Source organism: Pedococcus sp. P2_E4 (assembly GCF_056403935.1).
In genome coordinates, this window is sequence record NZ_JBFUEO010000009.1 from 103471 (window position 1) to 116725 (window position 13255).

Consider the following 13255-nt stretch of genomic DNA (forward strand, 5'->3'; position numbering starts at 1 on the left):
GGTCAGCGCCAAGGCCGCAGCCTGAGAACGCCGGAACCGCAGCAGACGAAGAGCGAGGAAGGCCCACGAAGAGGGACACGGGCCGATGGGGCCGCTCACCTCAAAGCCACACGGTGCGTCATGCGATCGGCGATGCCGGGGTCATGCGTCGCCACGACGACCTGTACCCCCAGCCCCGCGAGCCTGATCAGCGACTCCGCGACGACACGACTGTTCTCGTCGTCCAGTGCGCCCGTGGGCTCGTCTGCCAGCAAGACGCGGCAACCCGACGCCAGGGCGCGGACCAGTGCCACACGTTGTTGCTGCCCACCCGACAGCTGCCCGGGCAGCCGGGCCCCCAGACCGTCCAAGCCGAAGGCCTCCATGGCGTCGCTCAGCTGGCGTTCACTCCAGTCCCGGGCTCGCAGCTCGGCCGCGAGGAGCACGTTCTCTCGCACTGTCAGGAAGTCCACGAGGCGGTAGTCCTGGTGCACCATCGCAACCCGGCTGTCCATCTCAGGATCGGCCGGGTTGTGACGCACGGGGATGTCATCGATCAAGACCCGGCCGCTGTCCGGCGCCTGGATCCCAGCGATGACCCGAAGCAGGGTGCTCTTGCCTGAACCGCTGGGCCCCACCACCGCGACGGGTTGGCCTTCGAGCTCGAAGGACAGACCATGGAAGGGGAACACCTCCGCGTCCCCATCTGGGTACCGCACAGTCAGGGCCTCGCAACGGAGCACGCTTCTCCTCGGTCGACCAGGCTGGGGCGGGCACCGTGGACCCGCCCCAGCGTTGTGGCTTTCTCGACGACGGATCTACCTGTTCGTCAGCTCGAGTCGTGTCCCTTGGTAGTCCCAGGAGAACATCTGCCGGTACGAGCTGTAATAGCTCTTGTTGATGGTGGTGAACCATGCCGTGTGGCTGTCTGTCGCCTCATTGACCATCAGCACCCCGCGCGCCTTGCTGTCCCCGCCGAGGCTCGTGCAGGCGGCCCCCACCCGGTAGGCGTCCGGAGCCCCGCTGATTGCCGCCTTGTTTACCCAATGTGTGCAGTTCCCCGATACGGCATCCGCGGGGGATGCCATCGCCAGCCCACCCAGCACCGCGACGAATGCCGCAGCGCCTGCACTCAAGACACTCTTCATCGTTCTCCCCTTGACTTCTCTGCCCATCGAACCGCCAGACTGGCGGCGCTCTTGGCCCCAGCCCGACCTTCAACACATCAGTCGGCGGGGTATCCCAAGAGTGGGACGTCACGCATCCAGAACGGTGACGCGGCCCATGGTGGCCGCCTGGCGAGCAGGGTGCGGCCAAGGTCAAGGACGCCCTCGACGGGCTGGAAGGCGAGGACGACGACATCAGCTGACCCCCGACCCACCATGACGTTCGGGCTGCACGGCTCGGGCGACATCGCGACGGCGGTGGCAGGATTGGCCCTGCTCCACGGAGGAGGGTCATGGGTGACGAGAGCGATGCACGGGAGCGGGCCGACTACCACGTCCGCAAGCAGCAGGAACGCCGCGCCCGAGAGTCCGCGAAGGCCCAGGAGCTGCTCGACGAGTTCGTGCGCACCGCCCTCGACCGGGGACTGCCCACCACCGAGCTGACCGCCCGGACGTGGAAGGGCAGTGGCCGTTACGCCACCGGCGTGCGGGGTTGGTACCTGCGCCTCGACCGCTCGCTCGGGGTCGACCCCGACGGCCGCTACTACTCGCTGCTCGTGCCACCGCGGCCGATGGCAAGGTTCCGGGGCGTCGAGGTGGCGCCGACCGACCCGCCGCTGCAGGTGGGCGAGGGTGCCCGCGACGGTGAGTCCGTCGCGTTGAAGGAGCTGCTCAGGCTGCGGCTCGAGGCTGGTCCCGACTTTCCCTGAGGGACCGGCTTGACTTGCTAGCGCTTGACGAGCCGTCGCACCTGGCGGTTGCGGGCCTCGTCGGCGATGGCGTCGTCCTGGGCCACCGGCTCGAAGGGTCGCCCGGTCGCCTGCTCGGCGGCCAGCGCGATCAGCGCGTCGGCGAACACGGGGTTGGCGGGCAGGATCGGCCCGTGCAGGTAGGAGCCGACGACGTTGCCGGTGCGGGCGCCCTCGGTCTGGTCGGTGCCGTTGTTGCCGAAGCCCGAACGCACCTGGCCGAACGCCGCCTGGCCCGCGCCCAGGGTCGTCGAGCCGGAGTGGTTCTCGTAGCCGACGACGTCGCCGAAGTCGGTCGAGAGCACCACGGGCCCGATCATCCGCTTGGCGTTGCCCTGCGTCGTGACGTCGAGGATGCCGAGACCGGGCAACCGCTTGCCGTCGACGGTGATGAACGCATTGCCGAACAGCTGGTACATCCCGCAGATCATCAGCATCGGCACGCCGTCGGCCGCCAGGCCTCGGAGCCGGTCGGCGATGGCCTCGAGGTCGGCCTCGACGCGCACCTGACCCGAGTCCTGCCCACCCCCGCCGACGACGAGGTGGGCCTGCTCGGGGAACGGGCTGCCGGGGTGGTGCTGGTGCACGACGGGGCTGTAGCCGTGCCGCCGGATGCGCGCGGCCAGCGTCCGGGTGTTGCCGAGGTCGCCGTAGATGCTCATCTCGCGCGGGTAGAGGTGCACGACGTGGATCGCGCCCTTGCCGGCGCGGTCGGCATCGGGGACGAGGGCGGAGCCCGCCGGCTCGCCGGGGATGTGGACGTCCTGCGGGTATGCCGCGGAGTCACCGGGGGTGGTCATGACGCCTCCTCGCCGATGTCGGGCAGGTCGTAGCGGGCGGCGAGCGTGCGGCGCAGGGCCATCATCGCCGTGTAGGTGCAGAAGATCCGCTTGGGCTGGTCGCCGTGGCCAGCGAGGAACGCGTCGAGGGCCGCGTCGAGGTCGGGGTCGACCGCGCCGACCGGAACGTCGTCGTACTGCAGCCGCAAGGCCATGTCGTACCCGCGCACGCCCGACGTGATCGCGACCCCGCGCTCGCGCAGGCTCTCGAAGCTCACGTCGTAGAGCCAGGAGACGTCGCGGCCGTCGGCGTAGTTGTCGTTGATCGCGATCATCGTCGCGACGGGCGTCGAGCCGTACGTGCCCAGCGCCACGGTGAACCCGGCTGGGTTCTTGACGAGCACCAGCTCGAGAGGCTGGCCGTCGACCATGACCACCTCGCCGCGGCCGAAGGGAGGGGTCACCGCCCGCAGGGCGCGCTCGGCTGCGGCCGGGTCGAACGCGTCGCCGAGCAGCATCCGGGCCGTGGAGGCGGCGGCAGTCGCGTTGATCATCGCGGCGAGCCCGCGCTGCTGGAGCTCCAGCGGCCCCACGGTGCCGCTGCCCGCAGCGCCGTCGCCGAACACCACCTCGAAGGAGCGCTCGTCCGACGGCTTCAGCAGACCGTCCTGCGGCCCGGCCACCGGCGGGACGAAGTCGTCGTCGAACCGCACGTCCTGCTCCTGCAGCTCCGGGAGGCGGTCGGCGATCGAGGCGTCGACGCCGAAGTACCGGACGGCCACCCCGTCGCCCACCCGGTCGCGGATCCGCGAGACGAAGGAGTCATCGAGGTTGAGCACCACGCCCTGGGTCGTCTGCTCGGCCAGCGACGCGAGCAGCTTGGCCGTGTGGTCGATCTCGGCGAACCGGTCGAGCTGGTCGCGGGCGACGTTGAGCAGCAACGAATGTGTGGGCCGGACGGCCGCAGCGAACTTCAGGGCGTGCGCCTCGTCGAGCTCGAGCACGGCCATGTCGGCGTCGAGCCTGCCGCGCAGCGGGAGCTCGCCCAGCATCGACGAGATGACCCCTCGGGTGAAGTTCGAGCCGGTCGGGTTGGTGAACACGCGTCGCCCGTGCTCGCGCAGCACGGCCACGAGCATCTTGGTCGTGGTCGTCTTGCCGTTGGTGCCGCTGACCACCACGATGCCGCCGGGCACTCCGGCCAGGGCGTGCGCGAGGAACCCGGGGTCGACGCGTTCGGCGACCAGACCCGGCAGGGCCGACCCGCCGCCGCGCAGGCGGGAGGCCGCCCGCGCCGCCTTGCCTGCGACCACCGCTGCTGTTGTCCGGAGCACGGCACAAACCCTAACCGCCCGCCCGGGGGCGGCGGGCACACGGCATACGTGCGCAGCAGCCTGACCTCGGCGAGTGGCTGCGCGTCCGGCGTCGCCTGCAGCACAATCGCGGACGACGTCGTTCGGGCGTGGAGGGGGTGGGGTGCAGGTGGGAGCCATGGATACCGGCGGTCGGTATGTCGGGACGCCAGCCCCTCGTCACGTGCCCGGCTTCGCGCAGGCCCGCGATGCGGGCCGCACCCCGCGCGTCCCCGGCACACCGCCTCACGTCGAGGTGCACCCGACGGCCCGGAAGGCCTTCCTGCGGGTGAGCGTGATCACCGGCGTCCTGGTGATCGCGCTGGTCGCGGTGTTGCTCGGCTCTGCAGGCGACGGCCGGCTGGACGCTGGCGAGCTGGCGGCGCTCCTCGGCGTCGCGGTGGTTGGCACGGTCGCGCTCGTCGTGGGGGTTCGCGGCTGGCGCCGCGTGCAGCTGGCCGAGCTCCAGCGCGGTTACACGACGTGGACGTTTGCGCTGGGCCGGTTCTGGCTGGGGTCCACGCCGAACGGGCCGGTCACGAACGGCTGGGTCGGCTGGCGGTGGGACGCCACCTGGGTGCTCGGGTCGGACGGCCGGGTGGTCTCGTCGCCCTCCGGCGACGGCGACCCTCCGGGGCTGTACCCCTCACCGCGGGAGGACGGCGCCCTGGAGCTGTGGACGGGCAGCCAGTGGACCGGCTACCTGACCCGGGATCGGCGCAGCGGGCTCAGTCCTCGAGCTGTGGGCGGTGGCCCGACGAGGCCTCGACGGAGTCGTTGATGTCGGATCCGCCCTGCTCGACGGGCTCCGCGAAGAGCCGACCACGGACGACCAGACCCTCCCGAACCGTGAACTGGGTGATCGCGCGGAGGTCGAACGGCTCACCCTGCTCGGTCGTGCCCCACCAGTGCCACTCGCTCCACACCACGTCCCCGTCCTGCACCGACGCAGGGACCTCGGCGCGCAGGTCGGGGACGCCGGTGAGGATCGCGCCCCAGTTCGCCTTCATCTGAGCCCGACCCCCGAAACCGCGGGCCGGATGAAACGGCTGTTCGCTCTGGTAGTCCTCATGTATCAAGGCCGCCATACCCTCGAGGTCGTGGGCGTTGGTCCGCTCGACCAGCTGCCGGATGACCTCCACGCCGGTTGCTGCCACGTCCCGCTCCTTGCTCCTCGGCCCCTCACCCCTCCCTGACAAGCGTCCCACTGCGAGCCGGGCCGGACCACACCTGAGCGCACGGGGTCGACCGTTGCGCCGGCTGGCAGCGGTATGACCCCGTTGCTGCCGGTGCGTTGGACGAGCGGATCGTTTTGAAAGCGTCTACTCCGGCTCGGGTGAAGTGGGCCCATCGGGATGCCTGGTCGGGTCGAGTCGTGCCGACTGCTCGGGGGCCAAACCCTCCCCCGGCTGCACCTCGCCCCGGCCGCGCTGGACCCGCCAGGCACTGAACAGCGCAGTCATCGCTGCAGTCCAGGCTCCGCCGAGGATGAACCCCGCCACGACATCGGATACGTAGTGCGCTGCCAGGGCGACCCGTGAGAAGCCGATGGCCACCACCATGAACGCCGCGATCACGACCGCCGCCCTGCGCCATCGCGGTTCGAGGACCGGCAGGAATACGAGCAGCAGCACGCCGTAACCGGTGACCGCGGCCTGCGCGTGGCCGCTCGGGAAGCTGGCACCGGGAGGGTGCAGCAGAGGGTGGTCGACCAGGGGACGGGGCCGGTTCACAGCGGCCTTCACCGCGGTGTTGAGCAGGGAGGACCCGAGTCCCGTCACGACGACGAACGCGGCGAGTCGCCAGAGCCGCCTCCACAGCAACCACAGCGTCACCAGGCCCAACCCGACCTGCCAGGCGAGAGACGATCCTGAGTCGCTGAAGAACCGCATCGCTGTGACAAAGGCGGCGTGAGAGAGCGCGTACTGGTGCAGAACATCGCGAGCGCTCTGGTCCGCCTCGGCGAGCGGCCCCCACTTGTCCTCGACGAGCACGAGAAGCAGGACGAACGGCACGGCCACGGCCGCCAGTGAGGCGCCCAACAGCAACAGCCGCGTCTGCGGGTGCCGAGCATCGGAGCCCGCCGCATCCGATTCGAGGGCAGCGGTCACGGGTTCGCCCTTCCGTGGCGTCGGGCGTCTGATGTCGGCCCGGGTACCCAGTCAGTGCCCCGCGGATGACCCGCGCAAACGAGGTGCGGTGAGCGTCGGGCGCCGGCGCACTCATGAGCCCGGGACGTGGGTTGATCCTGCCCGCCATCGGGCGGCGGCGGTGACGCCGCATCCACCGCGGTGGAGAGGGCGCACCACCCACCGGACGCTAGGGGTGGCTGGACGTGACTGCCAGGCCGAGCCTGAGCTCGGAATACTGCCCGGCCGGGTAGCCGCCGAGGCCGACACCCCCGTAGGCGAAGACCAGGTTTGGTTCTTCCGCGCCAGCGAAGGCTTCCATTCGTTTGGTGGCAACCCGCGTGATCCTGACACTGCTGGGTGCGGGCCGACCTGACCAGGTGCTGGAGGTGACGTCGGTGGACTCATGCCAGGACTTGAAGGGCGCTGGCCCCCACAGCCGCGCGATGACGCTGACGCGAGCGGTGTGCCGTGCTGTGTCACCCGGCAGGTCTTGGACGCAGACCACGGTCTGTGCTGGGGAGGGTGCGTAGTCCCGGTGAGGCATCGGTGCGGTCATCCGCCAGCGACTGACCAGACCGCGGGGCCAGAACTCGCGGCTGAGCAGCCGGAAGTTGGCTGGTGTCCGGGGGGTTCGCTGGCGCGTTTGTCCGACATCCAGCGACGCACCCGTCGGACACGTCTGGATGACGCTGATGGTGGCGCCGACCACGTCGCCGTAGCTGACCGTCGTAGCCACGATCGTGCGTACCCGGACGGTCGTGGCAGCCTGCGCGGGGGCCATCGGCGCCCAAGCGGTCACGGAAAGGGCGAGCGCCATCGCAGCGAGCCGAATCTTGCGGGCAGGGGGTCTGGCGGACGTGACCATGGTTCACTCCTTGCTGGCGGACCCGGCCAGCCCTGGTGGATATGCCACATCATCCTCGCCAGACCGCGGGCAAACACCAGCAAAGGGACTAGTCCGCACGCATGCGGTATATCGGCATCGCGCAGCGAAGCGAGCGCCGGCGCGGAGCAGAGTCGACTGTCGGGCTTGGTGCTGTCACTTCTCTGGGCACTCGCTCCCGGTTTCGCGGGACGTAACATCCGGGCTGCAGCGTCGGGCGCCAGATCGTACGCTTCAGCCGGGGCAGCCGACCTGGCCTGAGCGGGTGAGTGGAGCACGGCCACGGCCAGGCAAGGACGTCGGCCGGCTCCAGTCGGGAGGGACCAGAGTGCGGATCTTCATCGCCAGTGCGACCGCGGACTTGCAGTGGGTCGACGATCTTCGGCTGCTCCTCGCCACGACTGAAGAGCCAACGTGGCAGGCACTACCGCCCATTGGGCCGCACCCAGACTGGCAAAACCACGCGCGCGAGGCCATCGAAACCTCCAACGCCCTGTTGTTCGTCACCTCGAGCCGCTCGGTCGGCTCACCCCACTGCGCCTGGGAGCTGGCAACGGCACAAGAATTGGGAAAGCCCTGCTACCAATGGGTGGTCGAGGCGGTTTCTGGCCCGCACGTAGCCTCATGGCTTCCAGTCTTGGGCACGGGCGCATCAGATGACGCGCCTCGGTGGCAGTTTGCGAGCTGATCAAGCACCAAGGCCCGTGGCGTGACCCTCTGTTGCAGTCTGCGCGGCCTTACGCATCACCTCGCTCCAGGACAGGCTCTCCCGCTCGAAGGCCGTCTCCACCTTTCCGACCAGATCAACCAGGAGTTCGGTTCGCCCGCGTTCCTCCGGCGTCTCTTGGATCCACTGGATCCACGCATCATTGACCTCGGCAATCGCCCTGTCGTAGCCCGCCATCTGCAATTTGTTGAGGCCCCTTTCCCGGCTGAACGCGAACACGGTCGAAGCCAGTACAAGCACAGCAACCCAAGCCGCAAACCGAGTTGTCACAAGCGCCATCGCGACGGACGCCGCGACCGCGCCCGCCACGGCGATGAACCACTCACCTCTTCGTCTGTTTCGGGCCGCCTTGACGAACCAAAGGAGTTGCTGCTCCAACCTGCGCTTCTGGTAGATCCTCGGGCTCAGAGGCTCGAGCTCATCATGGTCGATGTTGGCGGGCCTCCCCCGGATCAACCCGGGGGGACTCTCGGCCAAGCCCACATCGGCGCGTATCGCCTCGTCGTCCACCACGTGCAAGACCGCCGACAGGCGCCCGGCGGCTTCAGGGTCGTTTGCCGCGCAGTGGGATCGGTACCGATAGATCTCGCGCTTGAGCGTCTCAGCAGAGGCCCGAACAGTCCTCCACTTGGCTTGGGACCCCGAGAAGTTGCCGAGCGCAGCCGCCACCGCGATACCGAGAGGGAGGGCAAGCACGACCCACTTCGAAACCGTCAATGCGGCAGGAAGCACCATGTCCAGCCAGGCAGGTCCTGCACCGGGTCTCACGGAGCCGTCGGGGTTGAGCCAGCCGAGAGTGGTGAGCTGTACCGTGGCGGTGATGGCCACCAGAAGGATCGACGAAAGCCCGGTGAGCATCCAGCGCGACCTCTGAGCGGAACGCTTCAGCTGCTCGGCTTTACGGTCATACGCCCCGAACGTGCCCCAAGCGGATTTCAGGAGCTCGTCATCATGCAGTCGCCAGGCAAACTGCCTGCGAACGACCGCGGGATCATCTCCCAAGGTTTCGACATCGGCTTGGTGCAGGTCGCCCCATTGTGAGTCGTGACGGTCCGCCCTGGCTGCCTTGATCAGGTTGTCAGCAGCCTCCCCAGTCTTCCCAACGGCCATGATCGGCCACCCGCCGCGCAGGAAGCGGCGCGCCTCCTCGAACGAGACGGGTCCGCCGTTGGCAAGCACCACCACCCCCGGAGCGGTGCCCCCCGTCAGTGTCTCAGCGAGGTGGAAGAGAAACTCGGTCTCAGAGCCCCATCGGGATCCCCCGGTGAGCACGGCTGCGGAATGGTTGTCGTCGAGCACTGCCTCGGACTTGTCGCCTTGGACCTTCGAGGCCGGGACCACCCCGATGACAGCAGCCGCCTCGTGCGCCAAGAGCTCGCCGGCCATCTTCATGACGCCCGCCGCGGTGCCCCCGGTGAGAACCACCGCGTTGCGGTCCCTCACGACGGGCCGCAGGGCGTCTGCGAAGGTGCTCTCGATCAGGTCCCGATACCTCTGCACCCGTGGGTCGAGTTCGGCATCGCCATCAAGGGGCGGGTCGAGCCCAGCTGCGCCACCGATGACAACGACCACGGGAACCGGAATTTGAAGGCTCAAGGCGCCCGGTAACGACGGAAGTTGGCTCTCCATGAAGAGGAGAGGACCCCCGCTGTCTGCCTCGGCCACACGACGATGATCGCCCCCGCTGCCAATGGCAGGGGGTGCGACACGCAGGGCAACGCTGTCTGAAGAGAGCCTCCCGGATGGCCGGAATTACGTTCGCGATAGGGCAACGGCCGACAGCGCGGCAAGGGACCGCTGCTCTCGTGCGCCCTCGCGGCGCTAAGACGTAGGTAGATTCCGCCCTCGGGGGAGCCTTCTTCGTAGCATCTGCATTCACCCGCCGAGCATGCGTGACGATATCAGGGCCGCTCGTGGCCAGCGGTGGATACCTCGCTCGCCTTCACTCGCCGGTCCTTCTCGAGGCTCGCCACAAACCATGCCGCTATCGAGGCAGTAACCGCCCCCACCAGCGCGATGCCCACGATCATCAGAGCAACCGCTATGACCCGTCCGGTGGTGGTGACGGGGTATCGATCTCCGTAGCCGACCGTTGTCACCGTGGTCGAAGCCCACCAGAGCGCATCGCCAATGGTGGTGATGTTTGCACCCTTGGCGTCCTGCTCGACGTCGAGGACTGCGACCGCTCCGAGGCCGACTGCCATCACGGCGGCCCCGATGACATAGGAAGTGACGCGGCCGGCGAGGTTGCCTACGGCACTCCGCTTGAGGATCCGGAGGAAGGCCAACAGGCGCAGCAATCGGAGAGGTCGCAGAATGGGCAGGGCGATCAGGGCCACGTCGTACCAGTGCTGGAGGGCGTAGTGCGGTCTGTCCTGGGCAAGCGCCAGCCGCACCGCGAAGTCGAGGGCGAAAGCGGCCCAGACGGTCCAGCTCACGTAGTTGAGAAAGACATCGAGAGTCGGGTCCAGTCGCGGGTCAAGGACCGGCCATGCGTAGGCCACAAGGAACGCTAGAGCCAGCAGCAGTAGTGGGACCTCGACTCGCCGCTCCCAACGCTCAACAGACATGAGTGGAGCGTATGACGAGGCAGTGGCGGAAGAACGCCTCATGTAGCAGTTTGGTGCATGTCTCGGCATACGTAGACCAACTCGGCTACCTTTCTCACGGGTGGAGCCTTCAGGTTCCTTGGTGGCTGATCGCTATGAGGCGTGAACCACGTGCCGGGCAGGATATGAGCAAGCCGAGTGCGACAAGTCGAGAGAGATCGACATGTCTGACTGCTCAAAGATCCATTACCCCAGCCGAGGGGCCGCCATCCGTGCGATGCGTGCCATCGCCCGCAGGTACCGCGACCGAGGGCGTCCGTGCGAGGCCGGCGCCTACTTCTGCAGCGCGTGCCGCGGCTGGCATCTGACCGCGAGGTCGGGAATCCAAACCCCTCCGTGGGCGAAGGGAGAACGCGTCGAAAGAGCCTGAGTGGACGTCCCGTACCCCGTACGAAGTCGCGGCGGTATGAAGCATCGGGATCAGACCCACACGAGGCCGCACAGGTCGCCCCCTCTGACGGGCAGTTCTCCGACGTCGACCGGAGGTCGAGCCGTGGTCTAAAGGCCTCTTGCGCCTCCGACAGCCTCGCCGCGGGACCCGAAGGGGAAACGGTTGTCTGAGGAAATGCGCGTTCGGCAAAGGCTCCTATAGCCGGACTTGAGGACTCCGATTCGCTCTTTGGAGGCACCGTGACACCAGCCTCGGGCCGGCGTGCCTCCTAGAGCCTTGAGCCCGAGCCGACCCTGGCGGCTGCAGCACGATCGCCAACCTCACGAAAGACGAGACGTGTCGTGCTTGCTACGGTATCGCTACGCGGTGGCGACTCATTCCGCCCTCTGCACGTGTCACGGGTTCCGATCGTGCTCGCAGTAGCTCCCTTCCTACGCAACAACCCGGAGACAAACCATGGCGGCGATACGTCGATACCTTCCCTCGACGCTATGGCTGCTTGGCCCAGTCCTATTAGGTCTCGTCATTCTTGGCTTGCGTGATTACACCGCGGACTATGGCCGGGGGTGGTGGTCCGACGCGATAGCGGGGCTTGCGGAAGCCCTTGTAATCGCCGGAGTGCTCGGCCTGACGGTAGACAGTCTGTTGAAGAGACGCCTTATCAAGGAGATATCCACGCTCTCCTTGCAGACGATCTACGGCAAGGATGCTCCCCAACGCTACACCGTTGCCCTGCAAGAGCAGTTGGGACAGATACAGGCGATATCGGACACGACGTGGATGGTCACTCTCAACTGGCATGTGAGGGGTGAGGTATTGCGTGTTCGAGTACACAGGGACGCGACGATCGAAAACATTTCAGCGAGGCACTGGTCGCCAACCACCCCGTGGCTCCGCGCTTCGATGCCGGGACAGCCTGCGTGCACGTTCGAGGACTACAGACTAAGGATTGAGCGGTTGCCTGAAGGGTCGCGGCGAACCGAACCCGAGACCCGCACGTACGCGCCGCATTTGGAAGAGTTTCAAAGCAGAAGGCCAGATGGTTCGCTCAACTTGCTCCTTCCGCGCACTGAGATCGAGCGGACCATCGTCCCTCCAGGCGGCCGAGTGGACGTGCTATTGGTGGGGACGACCTTCCAACCCGCACTGGGGGGCCTCCCCCTCGGTGCGCCCACAGTGCGCATGGGGGCGGAGGTGAAGCTCTTTGGCGAAGCATTACCGGACCTACATGTCCGCGCGTTCACGGCTACTGGCGAAGTTCCTATGGAGGATGGCGACACTCCAACCTTCAAGTCGGGCTTCGGGTTTCCTGGTAACGGATTACGGCTTGAATGGAACCCAAAGCCGGTGGAGGGCGAACTCCATTAGCCATGGCACCCCGGAGCCTCGGCAAGACTCACTTGTCATGGCCCTGTAACCTTTGCCACCGCCTTGCAAGACCTGCCGTCAGCGGCGGGCCGGTCTAATCGCCGCTGCGGGAATGATCGCAAAGGGGCCCAGCCCGTTCCAAAGGACTCCCAAGGGTGCGAGAGGCTTGCTCGCGCTTACGCGGCGAAAAGCGCCTGCATCTTCTCGTCATTGAGGAACTGTGTGCTGTATTCGCGAACGATCGCGTGGCGTTGCGATTTCCGCGTCAGCCGTGTCGTGACCGCGAGGCCGATGATGCTGGTCGCCAACGCCGCCCGCGAGATCCACGTCGCGAGGTCCATGCTCGACTCTCCCGCTGCACGGAAGTTTGAGCAAGTGCCGAGTCCTTGGCCAGTGTCGCCAAGGCGGCCGAGGCCCTCCACGTGGAGTGCATAGCGTCCTCGTGAGCGACAGCCAGATCGAACGTCCGCTCTTCAGCGTGTGAGTCCCCATTTCCCCGCCCCAGCACCCGGGGGTATGACACAACGCCTGGGCGTCGGCCATCTCACAGTCGGATGTAGCTCCTCCGCCACTGGTGGCACGTCCTTTGGCACTTCCGTCCGGCGTGGTGTAGCCCTATCTTGACCTGCACTGAGGTCGGCCCGGATGGCCGTGCCCTCTTGGAGGGGTGTCATGGTCGGGTGGGGCTTGGTTGGGCGACGTCGCGCACTGTTGATGGCTGTTGTGGTCTCGGTATGCGCCGCCGGAATGGTGGCACCTGCCATGGCGCGGAGCGCTGGCGGAACGACGGTGACCAATCCGGCCGCCGAGTCTGCGACCGCGGCGTCGGGATCGGTGTCGCGGGTCGCGGGAGCCGACCGGTATGCGACATCGGCAGCGGTGAGTGCGGCGACGTTCCAGCCCGGAGTGTCGGTGGCGTACGTCGCCACGGGCGCGAACTTCCCTGATGCCCTGTCTGGTGGTCCTGCTGGCGGGGTCGGTGGTGGGCCGGTCCTACTGCTGGCTCCGGGTGGCGTGCCTACTCCGGTAGCTACCGAGCTCAAGCGCCTCAAGCCCGGCCGGATCGTGATCCTGGGCGGGACCGGCACGGTGTCGGCCAACGTCTCCACGGCCTTGGGGT

General features: G+C 67.6%; 14 protein-coding genes. 4 read left to right on the top strand and 10 right to left on the bottom strand.

The features are described 5' to 3' along the window. Positions 1-95: 95 nt before the first annotated feature. Positions 96-722, bottom strand: a complete 627-nt coding sequence (locus tag AC1DV7_RS06935; protein WP_477595925.1) for an ABC transporter ATP-binding protein — start codon at positions 720-722, stop codon at positions 96-98. A gap of 75 nt (positions 723-797) precedes the next feature. Next, positions 798-1127: a hypothetical protein gene (locus tag AC1DV7_RS06940; protein ID WP_477595927.1), complete on the bottom strand. Its 330-nt coding sequence runs from the start codon at positions 1125-1127 to the stop codon at positions 798-800. A gap of 311 nt (positions 1128-1438) precedes the next feature. Here AC1DV7_RS06940 and AC1DV7_RS06945 point away from each other — a divergent pair, with 311 nt between their 5' ends. After that, complete coding sequence (locus AC1DV7_RS06945; RefSeq protein ID WP_477595929.1) at positions 1439-1855, top strand: hypothetical protein; 417 nt, start codon at positions 1439-1441, stop codon at positions 1853-1855. Positions 1856-1872: 17 nt separating this feature from the next. Here AC1DV7_RS06945 and AC1DV7_RS06950 read toward each other — a convergent pair whose 3' ends face one another. Together AC1DV7_RS06950 and AC1DV7_RS06955 are read right to left on the bottom strand one after the other, a co-directional pair. Beyond that, the gene (locus AC1DV7_RS06950) at positions 1873-2694 is read right to left on the bottom strand and encodes a type 1 glutamine amidotransferase (RefSeq protein ID WP_477595931.1); all 822 of its coding nucleotides are present in this window, start codon (positions 2692-2694) and stop codon (positions 1873-1875) included. Continuing rightward, a complete protein-coding gene (locus tag AC1DV7_RS06955) occupies positions 2691-4007 on the bottom strand; it encodes a MurT ligase domain-containing protein (protein ID WP_477595933.1) in 1317 nt (438 codons plus the stop codon). The genes AC1DV7_RS06950 and AC1DV7_RS06955 overlap by 4 nt, the downstream gene beginning before the upstream one ends. Before the next feature lie 157 nt (positions 4008-4164). Between AC1DV7_RS06955 and AC1DV7_RS06960 the strand changes: the two genes are divergently transcribed. Continuing rightward, positions 4165-4806 carry a hypothetical protein gene (locus AC1DV7_RS06960; protein ID WP_477595935.1) on the top strand — a complete coding sequence of 214 codons (642 nt, stop codon included), beginning with the start codon at positions 4165-4167 and terminating at the stop codon, positions 4804-4806. On the opposite strand, the gene AC1DV7_RS06965 is transcribed toward AC1DV7_RS06960, so the two are convergent. From AC1DV7_RS06965 to AC1DV7_RS06975, 3 genes are all read right to left on the bottom strand, one after another. Then, positions 4754-5182 carry a nuclear transport factor 2 family protein gene (locus AC1DV7_RS06965; protein WP_477595937.1) on the bottom strand — a complete coding sequence of 143 codons (429 nt, stop codon included), beginning with the start codon at positions 5180-5182 and terminating at the stop codon, positions 4754-4756. The genes AC1DV7_RS06960 and AC1DV7_RS06965 overlap by 53 nt on opposite strands. Positions 5183-5347: 165 nt before the next feature. Further along, positions 5348-6136 (bottom strand): phosphatase PAP2 family protein, encoded by a 789-nt coding sequence (locus AC1DV7_RS06970; RefSeq protein WP_477595938.1) that lies wholly within the window; start codon positions 6134-6136, stop codon positions 5348-5350. A 208-nt stretch (positions 6137-6344) separates the two neighbouring features. Beyond that, positions 6345-7022, bottom strand: a complete 678-nt coding sequence (locus tag AC1DV7_RS06975; RefSeq protein WP_477595940.1) for a hypothetical protein — start codon at positions 7020-7022, stop codon at positions 6345-6347. Between AC1DV7_RS06975 and AC1DV7_RS06980 the strand changes: the two genes are divergently transcribed. Next, positions 7021-7728 (top strand): toll/interleukin-1 receptor domain-containing protein, encoded by a 708-nt coding sequence (locus tag AC1DV7_RS06980; protein WP_477595950.1) that lies wholly within the window; start codon positions 7021-7023, stop codon positions 7726-7728. The genes AC1DV7_RS06975 and AC1DV7_RS06980 overlap by 2 nt on opposite strands. Here the strand turns inward: AC1DV7_RS06980 and AC1DV7_RS06985 are convergent, their stop codons facing one another. The 3 genes from AC1DV7_RS06985 to AC1DV7_RS06995 all read right to left on the bottom strand — a co-directional run bounded on the left by AC1DV7_RS06985 (position 7729) and on the right by AC1DV7_RS06995 (position 12476). Then, a complete protein-coding gene (locus AC1DV7_RS06985; RefSeq protein ID WP_477595942.1) occupies positions 7729-9432 on the bottom strand; it encodes a DUF4231 domain-containing protein in 1704 nt (567 codons plus the stop codon). It abuts the gene before it with no gap. 236 nt (positions 9433-9668) lie between these two features. Then, on the bottom strand, positions 9669-10337 hold the full coding sequence (locus AC1DV7_RS06990; protein WP_477595944.1) for a potassium channel family protein: 669 nt from the start codon (positions 10335-10337) through the stop codon (positions 9669-9671). Positions 10338-12311: 1974 nt separating this feature from the next. Beyond that, complete coding sequence (locus tag AC1DV7_RS06995) at positions 12312-12476, bottom strand: hypothetical protein (protein ID WP_477595946.1); 165 nt, start codon at positions 12474-12476, stop codon at positions 12312-12314. A 448-nt stretch (positions 12477-12924) separates the two neighbouring features. Between AC1DV7_RS06995 and AC1DV7_RS07000 the strand changes: the two genes are divergently transcribed. Continuing rightward, positions 12925-13255 (top strand): cell wall-binding repeat-containing protein (locus AC1DV7_RS07000; protein ID WP_477595948.1); only part of this gene is annotated, 331 nt, incomplete at its 3' end.